At 38.8% G+C, this 21,984-nt stretch carries 23 protein-coding genes; 6 read left to right on the top strand and 17 right to left on the bottom strand.

Annotated elements, in window-relative coordinates:
* Positions 1 to 24 precede the first annotated feature (24 nt).
* From NY10_RS10400 to NY10_RS10385, 4 genes are all read right to left on the bottom strand, one after another.
* Complete coding sequence (locus NY10_RS10400) at positions 25 to 981, bottom strand: glycosyltransferase family 2 protein (protein ID WP_058919883.1); 957 nt, start codon at positions 979 to 981, stop codon at positions 25 to 27.
* Between the two features lie 108 nt (positions 982 to 1,089).
* Complete coding sequence (nadE, locus tag NY10_RS10395) at positions 1,090 to 1,917, bottom strand: NAD(+) synthase (RefSeq protein ID WP_058919882.1); 828 nt, start codon at positions 1,915 to 1,917, stop codon at positions 1,090 to 1,092.
* A gap of 138 nt (positions 1,918 to 2,055) precedes the next feature.
* A complete protein-coding gene (locus NY10_RS10390) occupies positions 2,056 to 3,522 on the bottom strand; it encodes a nicotinate phosphoribosyltransferase (RefSeq protein ID WP_058919881.1) in 1,467 nt (488 codons plus the stop codon).
* A gap of 191 nt (positions 3,523 to 3,713) precedes the next feature.
* Positions 3,714 to 4,073, bottom strand: coding sequence for a DoxX family protein (locus NY10_RS10385; RefSeq protein ID WP_082664235.1), 360 nt, complete (start codon positions 4,071 to 4,073; stop codon positions 3,714 to 3,716).
* A gap of 198 nt (positions 4,074 to 4,271) precedes the next feature.
* On the opposite strand from NY10_RS10385, the gene NY10_RS10380 reads away from it, so the two are divergent.
* The gene (locus tag NY10_RS10380; RefSeq protein WP_058919880.1) at positions 4,272 to 4,697 is read left to right on the top strand and encodes a hypothetical protein; all 426 of its coding nucleotides are present in this window, start codon (positions 4,272 to 4,274) and stop codon (positions 4,695 to 4,697) included.
* Positions 4,698 to 4,931: 234 nt separating this feature from the next.
* Here NY10_RS10380 and NY10_RS10375 read toward each other — a convergent pair whose 3' ends face one another.
* From NY10_RS10375 to groES, 4 genes are all read right to left on the bottom strand, one after another.
* On the bottom strand, positions 4,932 to 5,744 hold the full coding sequence (locus tag NY10_RS10375) for a hypothetical protein (protein ID WP_058919879.1): 813 nt from the start codon (positions 5,742 to 5,744) through the stop codon (positions 4,932 to 4,934).
* A 263-nt stretch (positions 5,745 to 6,007) separates the two neighbouring features.
* The gene (locus NY10_RS10370) at positions 6,008 to 6,397 is read right to left on the bottom strand and encodes a hypothetical protein (RefSeq protein WP_058919878.1); all 390 of its coding nucleotides are present in this window, start codon (positions 6,395 to 6,397) and stop codon (positions 6,008 to 6,010) included.
* A gap of 240 nt (positions 6,398 to 6,637) precedes the next feature.
* Positions 6,638 to 8,263 carry a chaperonin GroEL gene (groL, locus tag NY10_RS10365; RefSeq protein WP_058919877.1) on the bottom strand — a complete coding sequence of 542 codons (1,626 nt, stop codon included), beginning with the start codon at positions 8,261 to 8,263 and terminating at the stop codon, positions 6,638 to 6,640.
* A gap of 73 nt (positions 8,264 to 8,336) precedes the next feature.
* Complete coding sequence (groES, locus tag NY10_RS10360) at positions 8,337 to 8,621, bottom strand: co-chaperone GroES (protein ID WP_058919876.1); 285 nt, start codon at positions 8,619 to 8,621, stop codon at positions 8,337 to 8,339.
* 349 nt (positions 8,622 to 8,970) lie between these two features.
* Here groES and NY10_RS10355 point away from each other — a divergent pair, with 349 nt between their 5' ends.
* A complete protein-coding gene (locus NY10_RS10355) occupies positions 8,971 to 9,624 on the top strand; it encodes a CPBP family intramembrane glutamic endopeptidase (protein ID WP_058919875.1) in 654 nt (217 codons plus the stop codon).
* 34 nt (positions 9,625 to 9,658) lie between these two features.
* A complete protein-coding gene (locus NY10_RS10350; RefSeq protein WP_058919874.1) occupies positions 9,659 to 9,865 on the top strand; it encodes a YdiK family protein in 207 nt (68 codons plus the stop codon).
* Between the two features lie 13 nt (positions 9,866 to 9,878).
* Here NY10_RS10350 and NY10_RS10345 read toward each other — a convergent pair whose 3' ends face one another.
* On the bottom strand, positions 9,879 to 10,541 hold the full coding sequence (locus NY10_RS10345) for a redox-sensing transcriptional repressor Rex (protein ID WP_058919873.1): 663 nt from the start codon (positions 10,539 to 10,541) through the stop codon (positions 9,879 to 9,881).
* Between the two features lie 315 nt (positions 10,542 to 10,856).
* Here NY10_RS10345 and NY10_RS10340 point away from each other — a divergent pair, with 315 nt between their 5' ends.
* Positions 10,857 to 12,815, top strand: coding sequence for an ABC-F family ATP-binding cassette domain-containing protein (locus NY10_RS10340; RefSeq protein WP_058919872.1), 1,959 nt, complete (start codon positions 10,857 to 10,859; stop codon positions 12,813 to 12,815).
* A 247-nt stretch (positions 12,816 to 13,062) separates the two neighbouring features.
* Here the strand turns inward: NY10_RS10340 and NY10_RS10335 are convergent, their stop codons facing one another.
* The 5 genes from NY10_RS10335 to tsaB form a co-directional block, all read right to left on the bottom strand.
* Entirely contained in the window at positions 13,063 to 13,770 is a 708-nt protein-coding gene (locus NY10_RS10335) for a DNA alkylation repair protein (RefSeq protein WP_058919871.1), read from the bottom strand.
* Between the two features lie 230 nt (positions 13,771 to 14,000).
* Positions 14,001 to 15,041: a tRNA (adenosine(37)-N6)-threonylcarbamoyltransferase complex transferase subunit TsaD gene (tsaD, locus tag NY10_RS10330; RefSeq protein WP_058919870.1), complete on the bottom strand. Its 1,041-nt coding sequence runs from the start codon at positions 15,039 to 15,041 to the stop codon at positions 14,001 to 14,003.
* A 27-nt stretch (positions 15,042 to 15,068) separates the two neighbouring features.
* Positions 15,069 to 15,560 carry a ribosomal protein S18-alanine N-acetyltransferase gene (rimI, locus tag NY10_RS10325; protein WP_058919869.1) on the bottom strand — a complete coding sequence of 164 codons (492 nt, stop codon included), beginning with the start codon at positions 15,558 to 15,560 and terminating at the stop codon, positions 15,069 to 15,071.
* Positions 15,547 to 16,155, bottom strand: a complete 609-nt coding sequence (gene rimI / locus NY10_RS10320; protein ID WP_058919868.1) for a ribosomal protein S18-alanine N-acetyltransferase — start codon at positions 16,153 to 16,155, stop codon at positions 15,547 to 15,549. Before rimI (NY10_RS10320) ends, rimI (NY10_RS10325) begins: the two co-directional genes overlap by 14 nt.
* Positions 16,139 to 16,861, bottom strand: a complete 723-nt coding sequence (gene tsaB, locus NY10_RS10315) for a tRNA (adenosine(37)-N6)-threonylcarbamoyltransferase complex dimerization subunit type 1 TsaB (RefSeq protein ID WP_058919867.1) — start codon at positions 16,859 to 16,861, stop codon at positions 16,139 to 16,141. Before tsaB ends, rimI (NY10_RS10320) begins: the two co-directional genes overlap by 17 nt.
* A 776-nt stretch (positions 16,862 to 17,637) precedes the next feature.
* Between tsaB and NY10_RS10310 the strand changes: the two genes are divergently transcribed.
* Complete coding sequence (locus NY10_RS10310; RefSeq protein ID WP_058919866.1) at positions 17,638 to 17,859, top strand: CsbD family protein; 222 nt, start codon at positions 17,638 to 17,640, stop codon at positions 17,857 to 17,859.
* 77 nt (positions 17,860 to 17,936) lie between these two features.
* A complete protein-coding gene (locus NY10_RS10305) occupies positions 17,937 to 18,695 on the top strand; it encodes an NAD-dependent epimerase/dehydratase family protein (protein WP_058919865.1) in 759 nt (252 codons plus the stop codon).
* Positions 18,696 to 18,757: 62 nt separating this feature from the next.
* Here the strand turns inward: NY10_RS10305 and NY10_RS10300 are convergent, their stop codons facing one another.
* The 3 genes from NY10_RS10300 to NY10_RS10290 all read right to left on the bottom strand — a co-directional run bounded on the left by NY10_RS10300 (position 18,758) and on the right by NY10_RS10290 (position 21,979).
* Positions 18,758 to 19,693, bottom strand: a complete 936-nt coding sequence (locus NY10_RS10300) for an RluA family pseudouridine synthase (protein ID WP_058919864.1) — start codon at positions 19,691 to 19,693, stop codon at positions 18,758 to 18,760.
* Positions 19,694 to 19,894: 201 nt separating this feature from the next.
* A complete protein-coding gene (locus tag NY10_RS10295) occupies positions 19,895 to 20,887 on the bottom strand; it encodes a LacI family DNA-binding transcriptional regulator (RefSeq protein WP_058919863.1) in 993 nt (330 codons plus the stop codon).
* Between the two features lie 33 nt (positions 20,888 to 20,920).
* Positions 20,921 to 21,979: an aldose epimerase family protein gene (locus tag NY10_RS10290; protein ID WP_082664234.1), complete on the bottom strand. Its 1,059-nt coding sequence runs from the start codon at positions 21,977 to 21,979 to the stop codon at positions 20,921 to 20,923.
* Positions 21,980 to 21,984: the final 5 nt, after the last annotated feature.

Here is a 21,984-nt window from a genome sequence, read left to right as displayed (position 1 = left end):
TTTACCTCAGCAAAACGGTTTACTTCAGTTTTTTTCTTTTTGATTTTGGTCCGTTTCTTTTAAAATATACAATGGCCGTTTTTTTGTCTCTAAGTAAGTTTTCCCTAAATATTTCCCTACAATTCCTAAACAAAAAAGTTGAAGGCCGCCAATCGCTAAGATGATTGTTACTAATGAAGGCCAGCCGGCTGTTGGATCATCAAAAATCAATGTGCGGATAATGATAACTCCTAAGAAGAAGATAGCTAAAACAAAAGAGAATAATCCGACAAATGAAGCAATCGTCAGCGGTATCTCAGAAAAATTGACAATCGCATCTAATGAGTACTTAAACAAATTCCAAAAAGACCATGAAGATTTTCCAGCCACACGTTCTTTATTTTCGTAAGGCAAATAATAGGTTTCAAAACCGACCCAGCTGAAAATGCCTTTTGAAAAACGATTCACTTCACTAACAGAAAGAACAGCGTCAACCATTTGCCTGGTCATCAAGCGATAGTCTCTAGCACCATCAACAAATTCAGTATCTGAAATTCGATTCATTAGCTGGTAAAAACGTTTGGCAAAAAATGAACGAATGGGTGGTTCCCCCTTACGCGTAATGCGGCAAGTTCCGATACAGTCATAGGCTTTAGTTCTTAACAACGCCAGCATTTCTGGCAGCAACTCTGGCGGATCTTGCAAGTCGGCATCCATTACAGCCACATAATCGCCCTTAGCATGTTGCAGTCCGGCAGCTAAAGCTGCTTCTTTTCCAAAATTTCTAGAAAAAGATAAGTACCTTACACGGATTGGATTTTGACTAGCAAATTCTTTAATGACTTTTAACGTACGATCTTTAGAACCGTCATTGACAAAAATATATTCAATGTCAGCGTTTATGAGTTTCTTACGCACAGCTTCCAATTCAGAATAGAATAATGGCAAAGCTTGTTCTTCATTAAAACATGGAACAACAATCGAAATCCATTCTGTATTCACTGCTTTCCCTCTCTTTCTAACAAATCCTGAATCTTTTCTGCCTAAAGAAAAAGACCGTTCTTCTCAACCTAAGAACAGCCTTTTTAATTAGTTCTTTAATCGATGACATTATTTCCAAAAATCGTCAAAAATGGTAATCGGCAAGTGCCGCTTGTGTTCTGTTTTAAGGTACCAACTTTCAATTTGTCTAGCGGCTGCCGGATCGATCGCTTTCCCTTCAAGGTAATCATCAATTTCATCGTAAGTTACCCCTAAAGCCACTTCATCAGCCAATCCAGGTTTGTTGTCTTCTAAGTCAGCCGTCGGAATTTTCAGGTACAAATGTTCAGGAGCACCTAAAGCCTGAAGCATGGCCCTTCCTTGACGTTTGTTTAAACGCACGAGTGGATTAATATCTGAACCGCCATCCCCGTACTTAGTGTAGAAACCCGTCACTGATTCAGCTGCATGATCGCTGCCGACGACTGCCCCTTGATACATTCCAGCAATAGCGTATTGAGCGATCATTCGTTGCCGCGCTTTGATGTTTCCTTTGACAAAATCGTTTATTTCCACACCGGTTTCTTCCAATGCTATAACGATTCCATCCGTAGCAGATTTGATATTGACCCGTACGCTTTCATCAGCCCCAATAAAATCAATCGCATCGATTGCATCTTGTTCATCCGTTTGTTCCCCATAGGGTAAGCGAACAGCAATAAAACCGTATTCAGTATCGCCGGTCTCTTCTCGCATTTCCGTTAATGCGATTTGGCTTAATTTCCCGCCCAATGTTGAATCTTGTCCGCCGCTGATGCCCAATACTAAAGTCTTTAAAAAAGGGTGTTTATGAAGATAAGCTTTTAAAAAATCCACACTTTTCCGAATTTCTTGCTGAACATCTATTTCAGGCAAAACATGCAATTCTTTAATGATTTTTTCTTGTAAGTTTGTCATCTTTCCAACCTCTTTCTATGTTGTTTTCTGCTGTTTAGTATAGCACAATTCAGGCGAGCTCTCTATTTTTTCAAACCGCCAAACAAAAAAGAACCGCTAAAAAACGGTTCTTTTGGGCTTGCTGCTCTGCATTTTGTCTTACAACTCTTGTTCATTGATTTTTTTTCGAATAGCCGCAATGTAGTTCATCTTATGATCCCATGCGTCCTGAGACAAGTCTACCGGATAAGGCTCTGGATTTAAGCTCCGTTTGTATTCTTCCCATAGAGCATCTAAACTCGCTGTCGCATAGTCTTTGATTTCGCCTAAGCATGGCAGTACATAAGTTTGTTCACCATCTACAAAGATCTCTTGCAACAATGGACGAGCTGTATAATTGGTCACTGTTTTATTGATGTACGTATGGACTGGATGAAACATAAATAATTCTTTTGCTTCATCTGGCTTTTCTTCCCACAAAGTGATGTAGTCGCCTTCTGATTTTCCGTCGTCGTTACCAGTGATTCGCCAAACTTGTTTTTTACCGGGGGTCGAAACTTTTTCCGCATTGCTGGAAATTTTTAATGTATCGACCATTTGGCCATTTTCATCTTCAATGGAAACCAGCTTATATACGGCTCCTAGTGCTGGTTGGTCATAAGCCGTAATTAATTTTGTCCCCACACCCCAGACATCGATCTTGGCTCCTTGCATTTTTAAATTTAAAATAGTTTTTTCATCTAAATCATTCGAAGCATAAATTTTAGCTTCCGGAAAACCAGCGGCATCTAATTGTTGGCGGACTTTTTTAGAAATATAGGCCATATCTCCGCTGTCTAATCGAACACCTAAAAAGTTGATGCTGTCTCCCATTTCTTTGGCAACTTTAATAGCTGTTGGAACGCCTGATTTTAGCGTATCATATGTGTCCACTAAAAAAACACAATCTTTATGCGTCAGTGCATAAGCTTTAAAAGCCTCATAGTCATTCCGATAAACTTGGACTAGAGAGTGTGCATGTGTTCCGCTGGCTGGGATACCGAATATTTTTGCAGCTCGCACGTTGCTTGTAGCATCGCAGCCTCCGATATAAGAAGCTCTCGTTCCCCAAATAGCAGCGTCCATTTCTTGAGCTCTTCTTGATCCAAACTCTAAAACAGGCTCATTTCCGACGACCGTTTTGATTTGTGAAGCTTTTGTCGCAATCAGCGTTTGATAATTAACAATATTTAAAATTGCTGTTTCAACAAATTGGCAATCTACCAGAGGTCCTTCAACTTGAATAATAGGTTCGTTGGCAAAGACAACCTCGCCTTCCACCATAGAACGAATCGTGGCTCTAAATTTGAACTCAGCTAAATACTCCAAAAACGACTCTGGATAATCGCCAACATCTCTTAAATACTCGATATCTGTTTCAGAAAATTTTAATTGATTAATATAGGATATGACGCGTTCTAAACCTGCAAAAATAGCATAGCCGCTTTCAAATGGATTGCTTCTAAAATAGCATTCGAATACCGCATGATTATCTGCTTTCCCCAATTCCCAATAGGTTTTCATCATATTGATTTGATACAGATCGGTATGTAACGCCCAACTATCATCTGGATAGACCTTATTCATGTGATTCTCTCCCAACTACTAATTTGCTTTCTTGCTTAATATCATACCATAAAAACTCCAAAAACAACTTTATCACTCTGTTTTTTTAAGAGATTCTTCCTTTTATAACAGAGAAAAGACCACTTGTTTTTCCTTGAGTAATCACAAAAAAAACGTTCTCAAAGAGAACCGTTTTTTTGTTTTATTTAATTTTATTGTCCTAGAATAAAGGGCCAATTCAAAACCATGATCAGTACCCCTAAAATCAAGACTGCAACTGGCACCAAGATTTTTTGTAAAGGATCTCTAATTTTAATTTGAGTAAAAATAGCTCCGATCATAATGATCGTAATTAGTGCCCCACCCCACGCTGCTGAAGTTTGGTTGACAATACCATAAAGAACTAAAATAGCTGCAATAATTTCAATGACTCCAGAAACCGGCCTGAACCACTGAGGGTAACCATAGCGATCAAATGCCTCCGCTCTTTGTTTAGAGCTGAATTTAACAAAACCAAACGCTAAAAATAAGATCCCTAAGACCAATTGGATAATAATAGATAAAAAACTCATTGATTTCCCTCCTTAAAAAATAACCTTTCTATCCTCTTAGTTTACTCCATTCGCTTGCCGAATAGAAGAAAAGAGCTCTTGAAATAAAAAACAAGCGACATATCATTTGGCCAAAAGGCTCTCCAGTTTACTTTTGAATACATTCAGTATAGATTGAAAGCAGAGACTAAATAAGCTAAAATAAGGAGCTAATTCAAAGTGAAAAAGAATCTCAGACTAACTGTTGTGTTAACAATCATTTTATTTCTTAGTGGCTGCAGACTTGTAAAAAAAGACAGCACATCCGACTCCGCACATTCCTTTTCTGGCTCTTCACCAACAGAAAGTGTGGAATACAACGGAACTGTAAAAGAAGACGGCATAACCAATGAGCAGCAGCTTACAGTAAGCAACTTAAAACCGGTTGAAGCAAATGAACGCTCCCTTTCTTTTGATGAAGTCATTCTTTTAACAAAAGAAGTTCCCCTTCTAAATGCTGAAACTCATGAAAAAGTGAATGTTGAAGATATCAAGGCTGGAACTTCTGTCACTGTTTTTTTAATTCCTGAACCAATCACCACCCGGTCGTTGCCGCCGCAAATCCCTGGTAATAGTATTTTGAAAATTCTAGTTTCTAAAAAATAAAAAAAGGGAGTGAGACAAAAAGCGTTTAGACCCGAATCTTCTACTTCACATACCGTATCCCTAAGCAGCTAAAGCTGCAAGGGCTAAGGAAACTGGAACGGATAAGCGCTGTATGGTCACAGACCATCGAGCATTATTCGTGAAGTGGACGTCGGGTCTGCTTTTTGGAACACGTTCTAGAATAAATATTCGGATATGCAAAAGAGGTTGGGACTTTTGTCCCAACCTCTTTTCTCATTTACGGTGTGCTTCTCTAGTTAATAGCGTAAAACCAATTAAATAAATTCCAACAAGCGTTGCTTGTGTTGCTATAAAAATCGCAATCGGATTAGAGTCAAATGCCATAAATGAAATACCGGCTTGTTTTCCAATAAACCACAGCTTTAAACTTGAGAACCCATAAGAAATCGCTAATACCAGAAATAAGTATTTCCAAAGAGAATAACGGTTTTCCCATAATTTAACCAACGCATAAAAAGACACTAGCATCACCATTAACGGTATGAGAATGACTTGCACTAAAACCGTTGGTTGGTTTCTTAAGTACGGTTCCATTGTCACCAACGAATGCACCAAACCGACTCCATTATAAATGGTAGCGGCAGTCAATAAAAAAAATCCTGTTTTCTCTAATCTCGTTTTGAGAGTTTTTCCTGTTTCGCTATTATCCGTTAAAAGCGGTTCGCTTTTAGTTTGAATGTCTTTAGTTGCGAAAAACAGCAGCACCGTTGAAATAAAATAAAGAATTCCCAAAAGTAATGCTAACAATTGTCTGAACCCTGCAGTAGCTAATAAAATACTCAATAAAAGATAAGGGACCAGATAGAAAGTTTTGTTTTTATAAACAACTTGGTAAAAACTAAACCACTTCACCGCTTCGAACATTAAAGCTATGAATATGATTTGAATCGCCTCTGTATAGGAAGGAGGCGCCCCTGCGATTTCTATGGTGCTGAGCCTAACCAATCCATAGGAAATAACTATCAGCGTTCCTGTAGATAAAATATTGCTGATCATTAATAAGATAGTTCCAGTTGTTTTTTTCATTTGACACCGCCTGTTTTAGAGTACTGTTATCAGCCAGTTCTTATTCGCTAAACCATATTCTCTTCATTAATAAAAGATGCAGCGAATAGTATCACAAGTATATCAAAACGGAAAATAGAGTAAAGCGATAAGACTAAGCTTGAAAGAAGTAAAAGGACAAGTCGGTTCCCCAGAATAACCCTTCCATACAATCGGTTTTGCATCAGTTAGCTGAGTGCATAGCGCTAATCTTCTTCACCTTCCAAATGATAAATATTAACATGTTATTCGAAAGACCGTTCCATTACAAATAATCTAACCTCTTCGCACATTTTTTTATCTGGCCTTTTTAGAAAGACATCCTCTCCTTCATTGTAACCTTCGGGTTTCCAATTTTGTTCAGGGAATCCTTCTTGTTCAAATACTTCACGAAGATAACCAATAGCTTCTCCCCAGGTAGAAAACACGGTAAAAGGGTGTGGCATTTGGCCTTCATCATTCCAAACTGCCCACTTATTATCTGGGAGTTCGGTAGCAAACCACCAAGCATCCCGTTCAGAATAAAAAATGGCAAACGTATTTTCTTTAGCCTCTTTCCATTTTTGATAACCTAATTTTATCGCAAAGGGATCGTAGTCCCTAATAAAAATTCTTTTCAAATACTTTCTGATCATTTTCTGTCCCTCATTCCCTTCATTTTTTCACGCCGCTTCTTTTACTTTTTAAAGCTTAGTATACCGGTAAAAGCTACGGTTTGAAACTATCTCTCATAGGCTTTTAAAATCAAAAAAAGACCTTTTATAAGTTCAGTGAACTCACAAAAGGTCTTCTCTAATCAATCAAATTTAATTGTTTTAAAATCAAAAGTTAGCAAAATGTTGATATTTCACTAAGAATTACTCTACAAATCCTTCTTACATCATACCGCCCATACCGGGATCCATCATGCCGCCACCCATTGGCGCATCTGGCGTTGGTTGGTCTGCTACTACTGCTTCAGTTGTCAACAACAATGCCGCAACACTTGCAGCGTTTTGAAGTGCTGAACGTGTAACTTTTGTTGGATCAACAATACCTGCATCAATCATATTGACCCACTCGTTAGTAGCTGCATTGAAGCCCATCCCCATTTCGACATGTTTCAGTTTTTCAACAATAACGGATCCTTCAAGACCAGCATTGGCAACGATTTGACGGATAGGTTCTTCTAAAGCACGTAAAACGATTTTCACGCCAGTTTCCACATCGCCTTCAGCAACGATTTCAGCAACTTTGGCTTGAACATTGATCAAGGCGGTTCCTCCACCGGAAACAATTCCTTCTTCAACAGCTGCACGTGCTGCATTCAAAGCATCTTCAATACGAAGCTTGCGGTCTTTCAATTCTGTTTCAGTAGCTGCACCAACTTTGATCACAGCCACTCCGCCAGAAAGTTTTGCTAAACGCTCTTGCAATTTTTCGCGGTCAAATTCAGAAGTTGTTTCAGCAGCTTGTGATTTCAACAACGCTACACGTTGCATGATGTTATCTGAAGAACCAGCACCTTCAACGATAGTCGTCGACTCTTTTGTCACAACTACTTTAGCTGCATGTCCTAATTCAGCAATACTTGTATCTTTTAATTCTAAGCCTAAATCTTCTGTAATCACTGTTCCGCCAGTCAAAATAGCGATATCTTCCAACATTGCTTTACGGCGATCTCCAAACCCAGGAGCTTTAACGGCTACAACATTGAATGTTCCGCGTAATTTATTTAAAACTAAAGTTGGCAGTGCTTCTCCGTCAACATCATCTGCAATAATCAATAATGGGCGACCTTGTTGCAATATTTGTTCTAATAAAGGCAAAACATCTTGGATATTCGAAATCTTTTTGTCTGTGATCAATAGATACGGGTTTTCTAGAACGGCTTCCATCTTATCGTTATCTGTTACCATGTATTGTGATAAGTAACCACGATCAAATTGCATTCCTTCGACAACATCTAATTCTGTTTCAATTCCTTTAGATTCTTCAATCGTAATGACTCCGTCGTTGCCAACTTTTTCCATTGCATCTGCAACCAAGTGACCTGTTTCTTCATCGCCTGATGAAATAGCAGCAATTTGTGCAATCGATTCTTTTGTTTCGATTTTTTTAGAAATATTCAATAATTCTTCAACGGCTACTTTAGTTGCCAATTCGATTCCGCGGCGAATACCGACCGGGTTAGCTCCAGCAGTTACGTTTTTTAATCCTTCACGAACGATGGCTTGTGTTAAAACAGTAGCTGTTGTAGTACCGTCACCAGCAATATCATTGGTTTTTGAAGCTACTTCAACAACTAGTTTAGCTCCCATATTTTCAAAATGATCTTCTAATTCGATTTCTTTGGCGATCGTTACACCATCATTGGTGATCAAAGGAGAACCGAAAGATTTTTCTAAAACAACGTTTCTTCCTTTGGGTCCTAATGTAACTTTGACTGTATCTGCTAAAATATCCACTCCGCGTAACATTGCTGCACGGGCGTCTTCTGAAAATTTAATATCTTTTGCCATTTTTACTTCACCTCATCGATAGATTTGTGTTGCTTCGTTAACTTTTATTTTTATTCGTTTATTTGTTTAGTTGTTATTCAACAATTGCAACGATATCTTGTTCTCTTAATACAAGATATTCTTTGCCTTCATATTTGACTTCTGTCCCAGTATACTTTTCAAACAATACCGTATCGCCAACTTTGACAGACAATTCAACTTTTGAACCGTTTTCCAGTATGCGACCTTCGCCGACTGCAATGATCGATCCAGTTTGGGGTTTTTCTTGCGCTGAACCTGGTAAAACAATCCCGCTGACAGTCTTCTCTTCTTCTTTGGCGACTTCAATAATGACACGCTCTCCTAATGGTTTTAACACGTAAATCCCTCCATCTTTCTTATCTGATTCATCTCTATTTAGCACTCTTTAATACCGAGTGCTAAACCACTCTTTTATCATAATCAAATTCGCTTTCAATTGCAAGTCTTTTGACGAAAATAAGAACCGAAAAAACTGTTTTTTTGATTCTTATCCTTCGCTTGTACAGCTTAAAAGGATACAAAAGTTTAAACATTGCTGAACATCTTATGTTATACTGAAAAATGAAACTTATTTCATTATAATAAGATTATGCTTCATTTTTCTTTGCATAATGAAGCTTTTGGTTCAACGAGAAATTAAATAAAGAAGTACCATTACTTCTAAAAAAGAAGGTTCGTAAACACATATGAAAAAAGCACTAAGTCACACCGCTATTGTTATGACGCTGGTTTACATTCTGGCACAGTTTTTACCGGTTTTGATCATTGTCTTAGCTCCTCAAAGTTACCAAACAGAAGCTTTGATTTATGGTAATATTTTTTCTTTTACTGCAGGCGCCTTCGTTATGCTTCTGCTTAACCGAAAATCGAATATCCGGAACAGCATTACATTGAGTCCTTCAGCACCACGGTCTACCGTTATTCTTTGGGGAATACTGGGTATTTTTATGGCCTTAGCTGCTCAATATGCGGCTACCTTGATTGAAATTTTTTTACTAGGCTTACCCATGGGCTCAGAAAACACACAACAAATTTTATTGTCCATCGACAAATACCCTTTATACCTGATCATTGTTTCTATTATGGCACCGATTATGGAAGAATTTGTTTTCCGAAAAGTTATTTTTGGGTTCTTCTATGATATCACAGGTGGAGTTGGAGCAGCGGTCATTAGCTCACTACTGTTTGCTTTCATGCATTTTGACAGTCACATTCTGCTTTATTCAACGATCGGTTTTGTGTTCTCTTATCTGTACGTAAAAACTAAAAACATCGCCACTCCGATTATCGCACATGTACTGATGAATACAGTAGTGGTTTTACTCAACTTATTCTTATAAGGCTTGTTAATAGAGAAAGGAATTTTTTTACTATATGAATAATAAAAATTTTATCATGCAAATTGTTTTTAATTACTTGATGGCTGTTCTTTTTGTTTGGTTTACCATCAACTCCGTATCCTCAGATGGTTGGGGTATTTTCCCAATTTTGTTTGTTATCTTCGCAACCAATGATTTTATCCGAGGGTCTAAAATTCTTGAAATTTATTTGAAGATAAAAAAAGGCGGCAAACCTAAATAAGGTTGCCGCTTTTTTATTCTTCGTCTTTCTTGTCTTTATCTTTATCCGTATTGTAATGATCTAAGAAATAAATCAACGTTTGCAATTCATTTGTTAAGTCAACATTTTGAACACGTATACTCTTTGGTACAGAAATCCGGATAGGCGTAAAGTTCATGATACCTTTAACTCCTGCTTCTGCTAAATCATTTGTGGTTTCTTGGGCTACTTCCGTAGGTACCGTTAAAATGACCACTTCGATTTGCTGTAAGCGAAGTTGTTCAACCATTTCGCTCATCGGATAAACAGGTACTCCGCTTAGGATAGTTCCAACGATTTCTTTATTGATATCAAAGGCAGCGCTGATCCGCATATTATTGCTTTGGTGAAAATTGTAATTCAATAAAGCATGGCCTAAATTCCCTACACCAATTAAAGCTACGTTAGTCAAACGATCTTGTTTCAATGTTTTGCTGAAAAAATTCATCAAGTCTTCAACATCATAACCATAACCTCTTTTTCCTAAAGCTCCAAAATAAGAAAAGTCACGGCGTATAGTAGCACTATCAACTTTTACTGCTGCACTTAATTCAGTCGAAGAAACACGTTCTTTGCCTGCATCATGCAAAAAACGCAAATAACGGTAATAAATCGGCAATCTTTTTGCCGTTGCTTTTGGTACTTTTAAATTGGACATTTCTTTTCCTCCACTTTATTATTTTCAGTCAGTTAATTAATCAAATACTTTTTCACAATTATTCCGATTTAAACGAAACTTCACAAGCGTTTTTTTGTTTCAACTAAGCAATTATAGCATAGTTTTATGATATTACTAGTATTTAGGACGTTATTTTTCCAAAAAAAATGATAGAGGCACTTTTCTGCTTGTGAACATTCACAAACTTCGCTTGTGAATCAAGGGTTTCTGACCCAAAAAAATCTGTTCGAATAATATCAGAATGTTTCGTTCTATGCTAAACTATAAAAGAGAACTATGAAATGAGGAAATGACATGATTTTACTACAAGTCCAACATGTAGCTCGTTATTTTGGAGCAGATGTGTTGTTTGAAAATATTTACTTAGAAATCCAAGAAAATGCACGTGTTGCTTTAGTGGGTCGAAACGGTGCCGGAAAATCGACCTTATTAAAAATGATTGCAGAAATTGAACAACCTGATGCTGGACGGATCGTTAAGAGTAAAAATATTACGATTGGTTATTTAGCACAGAATACCGGCTTGCAATCCGAGAAAACCATTTGGGATGAAATGCTGGTCGTTTTCGAACCTGTGATCCAAATCGAGAAAAATATGCGTGCCATTGAAGTTCAATTGGGCGACCCAGGACTGTTAGCCGATAAAGAGGCTTATCAAAAAACCTTAGAACGCTACGATCAATTGCAACACGACTTTCGAGCAGCTAACGGATTCGGTTACGAAGCCGAGATCCGTTCTGTTTTGCATGGCTTCCGTTTTTACGAAGAAGACTATCAAAAAAAGATCCATCAATTATCAGGTGGCCAAAAAACACGTTTAGCGCTAGCTAAACTGTTATTAGAAAAAAGAGATTTATTGATTTTGGATGAGCCGACTAATCACCTGGATATCGAAACATTGGATTGGTTAGAGAACTATTTGCAAATGTATCGCGGGGCATTATTGATCGTTTCACATGACCGTTACTTTTTAGACAAAGTCGTCAACGAAGTTTACGAGATCAGCCGTCAAAAAATCACTCATTATAAAGGAAATTACTCCAAGTACCTAGATTTAAAAGCAGCTCAATTAGAACGCGAATGGAAAGAATTTGAAAAGCAGCAAACAGAAATCGCTAAATTAGAAGACTTTGTTAACCGCAACTTGGTTCGGGCTTCTACAACCAAACGAGCACAAAGCCGCCGGAAACAACTAGAGAAAATGGAGCGAATCGATCGACCGCAAGGCGATGAAAAATCAGCTCATTTTCGTTTTCAATCCGGAAAAGAAAGCGGCAATATGGTGTTGACCTTAGCCGATGGAGCTATTGGGTATGAACGCCAAATCCTATCTGCTCCGATTGATTTAGAAGTTCGCAAATACGATTCAATTGCCTTAGTCGGACCGAACGGGATCGGAAAATCTACCTTATTAAAGTCTTTGATTGGCCAGTTGCCATTGATTCAAGGCAGTGAGCAATTAGGGGTTAATGTTGATTTAGGGTATTACGATCAAGAACAAGCTAATTTGAATTCCAACAAAACTGTTTTAAGCGAATTATGGGACAGTCACCCAACAACTCCTGAAAAAGATATCCGCAGCATTTTGGGCAGCTTTTTGTTTACAGGCGAAGATGTTGAAAAAGCGGTCACTAGTCTAAGCGGTGGAGAAAAAGCTCGTCTAGCTTTAGCTAAACTGTCTATGCACCGCGATAATTTTTTGATTTTGGATGAGCCGACCAACCATTTAGATATTGACAGCAAAGAAGTGTTAGAGAATGCTTTGATCGATTTCGACGGCACACTTTTATTTGTTTCGCATGACCGTTACTTTATTAATCGGTTAGCGACTTCAGTGGTAGAATTATCGGCAGAAGGCAGTACCCTTTATCTGGGAGATTATGACTATTATCTGGAGAAAAAAGCCCAGCAAGAAGAACTCCGCCAACTTGCTGAAGCAGAAGAGCTAGAACAAAAAGGCATTCCATCCAAGCCCACTAACTCCACCGGAAAAAACAAACGCGAAATCGATAAAGATGCCCAAAAACTGGTCCGACAATTGAAACGCCGAGTCGACACACTGGAAACCGACATGTCCGCTATCGAACAAAATATCGAAACTTTTGAATTGCAGTTGACCGAACCTGAAGTGTTTGGCGATCATGTAAAAGTACAAGAAATCAATCAAGAATTAACTGCTCTACACTCCCAGCTTGACGGTATTTTAGCAGAGTGGGAAGAAAAAAGCATTGAATTAGAAGAGCTCAGTGATTGATCGACATCTTTTGAAGCAAACCTTGCTTCAAAAGATCTAAACTGAAAACAATTAACTAAATTTAAAAGGACATAGCCTATTTTATGAGACTAATAGGCTATGTCCTTTTTTCTACAAACAACTGAGGTTAAATAATTCTTTGTCAATCGTATTCATAGTTCTTAAGGGAATGAAGTTTCCGAAAAAATTTCTCTCACTTATCCGCCTCGTCTAATCACTAACTTCAACTTCTCATACGAAGCTAATGTTAACACCTTACATATTTGCGTTTGAAACCTAACTTTCCTTTATCCATCTCTTTTTGAATACTTTCATAAGCGTTTAGAAAACTGTTTTGTTTCTTTTCCCGCTTGACTTCTACGATGCCTACTTCTGCTGCAGTCTCACTAGCCTTTTCGTTTAGTGGTGAAAATGATACTCCCACAGTGTATAGAAAATTATTCATAGCAGCTTTCGTCCGCTCTGGCGAATCATGAATCGTATTTTTCACGATATCAAGCATATTAGACATCTTACTTTCAGAAAATTCATTGTCTGGACGGTTTCCTAAAAGCCAACAGTAACAACTCCAGCCTGCTGACATTTTCAGCTCTTGACCGCTTGCAATCCATTTATCGGCAATATCTTGTGCATGGTCTGACTCAGATAATGTTACGGCCACCACGTAATCGGACAGCATATAAAAATAGGCTGCATCAATCCAGCGCTCAAAGTCCGACTCTGTCATGGCTTTTGGATCGGCAATAATACCTGCAAAGTACATGGCATCATAATTCCCTGTAGCATAAAGCTCTTCAGCTAACGGTTGGTTTATTTTTATTTTCTTTGCGATGGGTTTCATAGCGCCTGTAGCCGTACCAAAAAGCGGCTCGTGGGCTCCATTAGATAGGTACATTTTCTTCATTCTTTCCTTGCCCAAAGCTTCAAGCTCCTGCATAACTGTTTCAAAATCCATTTTTTTGTACTTCCTTCCTGAATCTTAATACCTGTTGAATTGTAAGAAACTTATTGATACTCTTTTCTAAACTTCTATACTTTTCAATTTTACCATAGTTTTATACTGCTATTTTGCTTTCTGAATTGGTTGAATTGCAGACACTGCTGTTAAAAAATGTATTAGATAAAGCCAAAAAAGATTAAGTCCAATTGAACTTAATCTTTTTTGCTTCAATATTATTTTAATCATCAAGACAATGTGCCTTCATAACTATCAAAGGTTAAACCTGGTTGTGCATTCAAATCATAATCTGCAAATTGTTGTTGGTTGTATTCTATATAGGCTGCAGCGCCAATCATGGCGGCATTGTCTCCACACAGTGCCAAAGGCGGGATCAAGAACTCCACTTCCGGCAACTCTTGAGCCATCGCTTTTGATAATCCGTTTCGTAAGCCTTGATTTGCAGCGACACCGCCAGCTAAGACTAGCTGCTTAACTCCCAATTCCTTAGCGGCCCGGATTGTTTTTGTTACGAGCACTTCCACAACACTTGCTTGAAAACTAGCCGCTAAATTATCAGCATCTAGTTCCTCGCCTTTTTGTTTAGCATTGTGGACTAAGTTGATAAAAGAACTTTTTAACCCACTAAAACTAAAATCATAATTATCATCTTTCAACATCGCTCGCGGGAAATGATACGTATCTTTGCCGATTTGTGCCATCTCATCAATGCGTTTGCCGCCCGGATAAGGCAGTCCTAAGACCCGGCCAATTTTATCATAGGCTTCTCCGGCTGCATCGTCTCGAGTCTCGCCGATGATTTCAAATTTTCCATCTTCTTCCATATACACTAATTCAGTATGTCCTCCGCTGACCACTAAAGCCAATAACGGGAAAACCAGCGGCTGGATCAATCGATTGGCATAAATGTGTCCTGCCATATGATTAACGGCAATTAAAGGCAAGTTATAAGCATACGCAATCGCTTTAGCTGCATTAACGCCGATCAGTAATGCTCCCACTAATCCAGGACCATTTGTTACGGCAACTGCCGATAATTCTTGGTAAGCAACTGAGGCTTCTTCCAATGCTTCTTCAATGCATTGCGTAATCTGTTCAACGTGATGCCGGCTTGCAATTTCTGGGACTACTCCGCCGAAACGCATATGGCTCTTGATTTGTGAAGCGACTATATTCGACAACAAGCGATGCCCATTTTCGACTACTGCCACACTAGTTTCATCACAACTTGTTTCAATTGCTAAAATTAAATTTCGTTTGGTTTCCATGCTTTCACTCTCTTCTACCTGACATTTTTAGTCGCCGTTCACTAACTTGCTATAGCGCATCACTTGCGCATCTTCTACGGGATTCCTGTAATAAGCTTTGCGTACAGCTACTTTTTCAAAGTCTAATTTTTGATAAACGGCAATGGCTGCTTTATTGCTGGAACGTACTTCTAAAAAAAGTTGTTCCATTCCATTTTCGCTTAAATGATTTAAACAGGCACCTAAAAATTGGCTGCCGATTCCTTGGTTTTTATAGGCATGATCCACCCCAAAATTCGTAATCTCTGCTTCGCCTAAAAAATGGTGGTAACCAATAAAGCCTATCGCTTTTTGATGTTTGATTGCAAAACCATACCCAACAAACGGAGCTTCTAAATCTGTCGAGAAGTTTTCTGCTGTCCAAGGCGAACCATTAGAGTAACTAGCTTCAGCCAGTTGATGAATTTGTTCACTAGACAATAGCACTTCTTCTGGGAAAACAAACTGAATTTCCCGAGATTCAGTTTTAATGCGGTTCATAACTATCCCTCTTTCTTAACAATAAACTCATTTCTAAAGCATCTTCATGATCTCCAGCATAATACTCTTTTTTTACTTTTCCGTCTTTGAAGCCTAATTTTCGATATAAGTGCTGAGCCGCAACATTTGAAACTCGTACTTCTAAACTGACTTTCACCATGTCTTCTTTTTGTGCCAATTGCATCATTTCTTTCATTAAACGCAGTGCAATTCCCTTGTTTCGTTCAGCAGGTACTACTGCAATATTGGTGATATGAGCTTCTTCTTCAACAAACCAAGCGCCAATAAAGGCTAGCGGGCGTTCTTGGTCTCTTACAATCAAATACAGCGCACGTGTATTGTGATTGATTTCATGCTCCAATGCCTTTTTATTCCAAGGAGCACTTCCGTTGTAGCTGAGTTCTTGGATACGGACAATATCTGGAATATCTTCATCTGTTGCTACGAACCATTGAAAAGCTTGGTCGTCTTCCAACCGCATCACAGCCGTTGATAGATGAACTCGGTTTGCTAATGTCGTCGGCCAAGATTGTCCTTCTGCTTTATTCAGTGCTGCTCGGTTCATCGCGAACCACTCTCTAAATTTTTTCAACATACGTTTCCTCCAGCTGATCTGGATGCTCTTTACGCCAATTTTCCTCCGCTTCTGCCAGCTTTAAATAATCTGGGACTAAGGTATGGGCATCTTCCGGCACTTTCGTTATCCCTAATAATCCTAAAACACCGGCTTTGGGCAAATGATCTTTCAAAGGCGCTTCAGTTATCCGTCCAGATAAATGTTGTTCAAAAATCTCTTGGTGTAATAAACGATCTTCACCAATCAATTCAAATGTTCCAGGTAAACCACTTAAAAAAACAGCCCATTTCTCCGCTGAAATATGAGTATCTGCTTCAATTTGGACTAATTCCCTTTTTTGCCATTGATACAAACCTGTATAAATATTGCCGCGTCGAGCGTCAAATAACGGCACTAAATAGTTCGGCGACTCTTCACAGTTGCCTGCTAATACAGCTAAGCTAGAAACGCCGACTATTTCCTTATCTAATGTCCAAGCTAGTGTTTTTGCGATCGTCACTCCAATTCGCAAGCCTGTATATGATCCAGGACCTTTTGCAACAACGATTCGGTCCAATGCAGACGGTTCCCAATTAACTTCTTTCATTAACGTATGAATCGCTGGCATTAATCGTTGGCTGTGATTACCTTTCACGTTTGTCGTTACTTCTCCGATAATTTTTTGATCTTCCAAAACTGCGACACTCATCACTTGATTGGATGCATCGATTGCTAATAATTTCATTGTAAAACGCCTCAGTTCTAAATAAATTCCTATTGTTTCGTTTATCTTTATATTTTAGCACATAATAGACGAAAGATTAAGCAGACGAACCACTTGTACCGTTCATGACTATAAATCAAAAGAACAATTCATTTGATCAATGGTTGCCAGCTAATTTTTAAAATAGTCGTCGTGATAGAGAAACCCTTCTTTCATATGCCATTTTAACAGGCTTCCTTTTATGATCTAACTATAAGGGGTTGCCAGCTAATCAGTGTGACTCGTGCAGTAGAGGTGTGCTTTTCACGATCCGAGACAAACTTCTCTCGGTTCAGGGCTTATTTGTCCCGTTTCCTTAGATTCGGAGTGAATGGTTAGAGCTAGAGCCTGTCTAGCTCGTAAAAGGTACGAGAAACGGCCATCTATTTGTAATTTGATGAGCCCTATCTCATCACTGTGCTCAAAAATGAGTTTATATGATGTAGTAGGTTGTTGGTTGTTTGGAAAATGTTCGGATCCGAACATTTTGCTATAAGAAAAACCAACCGAAAAATCAGCAAACGCTCTAAGTGTCAGGGATTAGAAGAGGTTTTGCCTTTTTTATGCCTTTCCCTAGGATATCTTGATACTAACTTGAAAGGGTTATCGTTTGATTTTTTAAAATAAACACGTTAGACTTTAGTTGTAAGAGAGGTTCACACTTTTGTCACAAGTTGTTTTTGAACTCTTTACCAGCACAACTTGTACAGCAGTGAGAATTGTTTTTTTAATAATATACTTATTAGGAGGAAAACAACATGGCAGACAAAGATAACAGCATGAAAGACAAATTAAAAGGTATGAAAGACAAAGCGGTCGGTTCAGCTAAAGACGCTTATGGCGATGCTACCGATAACACAGGCAAACAAGCCGAAGGAAAAGCTCAAAAAGCTAAAGGCGAAGTAGAGAAAAAAGTCGGCGAAACAAAAGACGAGATGAAAGATCGCGCGGATGAACGTGCTGATCGCAACAATAACTAATTTTACTTTTAAAAGGCACTGCAGTTGTAGTGCCTTTTTTCTCTTTTTTTATTTTATTGACAAGGAGGAATCACTGAATGGCACGAATTTTAATTACAGGCGCAACCGGAACGATTGGACAAGTCATTACAAAGCATTTAAAAAGCAGCCACGAATTAACGTTAGTTGATATTCATTTTTCTGATATCGATCCCGAACTTCTAGCTGGAACCGAAACAAAAGATTTGGATCTATCCATTGAAAAAAATTGGGTCGGATTATTAGACGGCATTGAATATGTTTTGCATTTAGCCGGCGATCCTAGCCCAGATGCTGAATTCTACGACACGTTATTAGATCTGAACTATAAAATCCCTTATAATCTGTTCCATCAAGCTACTCAAGAGGGCGTTAATGTAAAACGCATCATTTTTGCTTCTTCCATTCATGCAGTCGATGCTTACCCGCAAAATGTTCAAGTGCACACCAATCAACCGGTTCGCCCTGCTGACTTATATGGCGTCTCTAAAGCTTATGCAGAAGCTTTAGCTAGTTACTATGCTTATACAACGAATCAGGAGATCATCGGTATTCGAATCGGCGACTTTAAAAAAGAAGGCGAACTTGATCCAAGTTCCGGTCCTGAAGGGATGGCCAATTTTTTATCCGCCAGAGACTTTTGCCATTTGATCGATTGCACATTATCCGCTGAACTCCAAGAGCCGTTTTTATTGGTCAACGGGATTTCTAACAATACTTTTCCACGGTTGGATATCGATCAAGCACGCGTTGCTTTGGGTTATCAACCGCAAGATGATGCTTTTCAACTCAATAAGATTTGGAATCAGCAAAATTAACTGAATAGTAAAACAGCCAAGTTCTCCCATTATTTGGGAACGCTTGGCTGTTGTTCTTTCTGTTATTTAGAATTTTGTAAAAATATTTTTGGTACTTTAGCTTGAAAACGGACAACTTCTCCTGTTCTAGGGTGTACTAAAGCTAAAGTGGATGCATGCAGACCCAGACGTTTTAAAGGATTGATTCTTGATCCGTATTTTTTATCGCCTGCAACTGGATGGCCCATCTCTTCCATGTGGACACGAATTTGGTTTTTACGGCCTGTTTCCAATTGAATTTCTAATAGCGAAAACTGTTCGTTTGATCGGATTTTTTTGTAATGAGTGACCGCATGTTTCCCGCCATTATCAACTGGGCTTGAAAAGACGCGCATGGCTTTATTTTCTGTTAACCAAGAACTGATGGTTCCTTCTTCCTTGCGAACTACGCCTTCAACTAAAGCCGTATAAATTCTTTCTTTCACAACATCGCTCCATTTTTCTTGCAGCGCTGTTTTTACGGCTTCGCTTTTCGCAAACAACATCACGCCTGACGTATCTCTATCCAAACGGTGAACGATATAAATGCGGTTTTTTTGATTGTCTTCTTTAACATAAGTCGTTAATTGTCGATAAGCTGTCAAATCATTTTCATTTTTAGAAGCCATAGACAACATGCCGGCTTCTTTGTTGATCACAATAATGTCTTCATCTTCATGTAAAATGCTGACCCCAACTAATGCATTCTCTTTGATGGCGACTTTATTAGCGATAATGCCTACTGTTTGTCCAGGTAGCAATGAATAATTATGCTGTGTGATAGATTTTCCATCTACTATCACTTGTCCACGGCTCAAAACGGATTTTATTGAATTTCGGCTGTTTTTCACTTTTTCTTGCAGCAAAAATGCTAGTAACTCAGTCGGCTCTTTTACTACATAATTAGTTGTTTTAGCATTGCTCGGTTGTTTCGTTGTTTCTTTTCGTTTTCTTGCTGGCTGTCTGGAATTCTTTTTCATAAAAAAACCTCACTCTCATTTCTAATCATACCAAATAGTTGTTTTTAGACCTAGAAAAGCCTTCAAGCTACTCCTCTGACTGTTATCCTACACTTGCAGTATAACGGAAAAACCCAAAAATAAATAACCCGAAAACTAAAATTGCTTCTAAACAGCAATTTTAGCTATCAGGTGAACTCTTCTTTCTATTTTGATTGTTTTTTATGTGGTACTTTCACGTAAAATCAAATCTGTGGATAACGTTATTTTCTTCGCTACTCGCCGATTCGATTCAAGCTGATCCATTAACAGATCAAAACCGGCTTCTCCCATCATTTCCGTATAAACTTTAACGGTACTCAATGTTGGGTAAACATACTTAGCCACACTGATGTCATTGAAACCAATCACTTCAACTTGTTCTGGAACAGAAATTCCCGCTTCTTGCAACGCTCGTAAAGCACCAATAGCTAATGCATCATTGGCCATAAAAAAAGCTGCTGGCAAATCATCGCCTAACTCTTCCATTGCTTGCTTCATTAAGTGATAACCTGATGTCACATTGAAAGAACCGATAAACCGATACTTTTCTTGATACAAGTTCAAACGATGAAGATAGTTTTCCACTAGAATAGATCGCTTATCCACAGGCGTGTTGGATCGGTCTCCGTAATTTTCCTGTCCTCCGATAAATCCAATTTTCTGATGGCCTTTTTTTGTTAAATAATCCATTACGGAATGAACGGCCTGCTCAAAATCAACGACCACCGAATCCAGCTTACGGTCCAATAAATCGAAATCCACAAAGCAAATGCTGCTTGTCCACCCTGTTAACCGTTCAACTTGAGAATCACTGAATTTCCCAATCGCTACGATGCCTTCAATATCTGCAGTTGTGTCAATATCTGTATCTTGAAAAAAACGAATGACTTCATACCCTTCTTCTTCCGCGCGTTTCTCAACACCCAGCCGGATGGATAAATAATATAAATCATCCAGTTCTTCTTTTTCAGTATACCACTGCACGATTGCCAGCTTGCCCTTTTTTTTAGCTCTCTTTTTCTGGTATTTGGTATAGTCCAAAGCTTCAGCTGCTTCAAAAATACGCTTCTTTGTATCGTCGCCTACCGATAACGTTTCATCATAATTCAACACTCGCGAAACCGTTGCACTTGAAACACCGGCTTTTTCAGCGATGTCTTTAATCGTTGCCATGCTTTTCCTACTTTCTTTTCAGTCTATTTTTTATCAAATTAAATCAAAGTGGTAAACCGTTTCTGACTGAAAAGTTTCACCCGGGTTCAAAATACTATTGCCGAAATTTTTGTGGTTGATCGCATCAGGTAAGGTCTGTGTCTCTAATGCCACTCCTGAATAAGCTAATACAGGTTGACTGTCGATGTCATAAGCCCCATCCGCCCAATTGTTTAGATACACAACGACGGCCTCACGATCGGTCGTAAACCACACACGTCGACCGCTGACCGGATCGCTGATTTGACCGTCTGTTTGGTGTTGGTTCAATGAATGGTTCAGCACAAAAGGATGATCGTATCCTCGATTTAACTGCAGCTGTGGATGGTCGCTATCTACACCCGTTTTCAATAGTTTTGATCGTCTAAAATCAAAATCCGTGTCGGTTACATCCGCTAATTCGCCAGTTGGAATAGAGTCTTCTCGCAAAGGAGCATAACGATCACTGTTCAGTTGAAGTTCATGCTCTAAAACACCTTTCGTATGATCGCCTGTCAAATTAAAATAAACATGATTCGTCGGATTAAATAAGGTTGTCTCATCTGTAGTGGCTGTATAATGGATTTTCCACTCGTTTTGTTCCGTTAATGTATAAACCACTTGCACCGTCAAATTACCTGGATAACCATTTTCACCGTCCGGGCTTACATAAGTAAACGTCAACGTGCCTTCATCGCCATCTGCTGCTGCTTTTGTTTCGACTGTCCAAAATCGTGATTCAAAAGCTGGGTTTCCACCATGATGGTGGTTTTCACCTTCATTGACCATCACCTGAACCGTTTTATCTTTTAACTTAAATTTCCCGCCCTCGATCCGACCAGCAACACGGCCAATCGTTGCACCGTAAAATGGGCGGTGTTCAACATATTTATCTACTGAATCAAAGCCCAATACAATATTTTTACTTTTGCCGAACTTATCCGGCATCAGGATAGACGTCACAGCAGCTCCGTAATTCATCGCCGATAATTGCATCCCTTTGGTATTTTCCAAAGTATACTCGTAAACTGGTTCGCCATCCACTTTTCCAAAAGGACGTTTGCTTACTTTCATTTAAA

Source organism: Carnobacterium sp. CP1, assembly GCF_001483965.1.
GTDB classification, from domain to species: domain Bacteria; phylum Bacillota; class Bacilli; order Lactobacillales; family Carnobacteriaceae; genus Carnobacterium_A; species Carnobacterium_A antarcticum.
The sequence above is the reverse complement of the archived record's forward strand: the minus strand, read 5'-3'. Positions and strand labels throughout refer to the sequence as shown.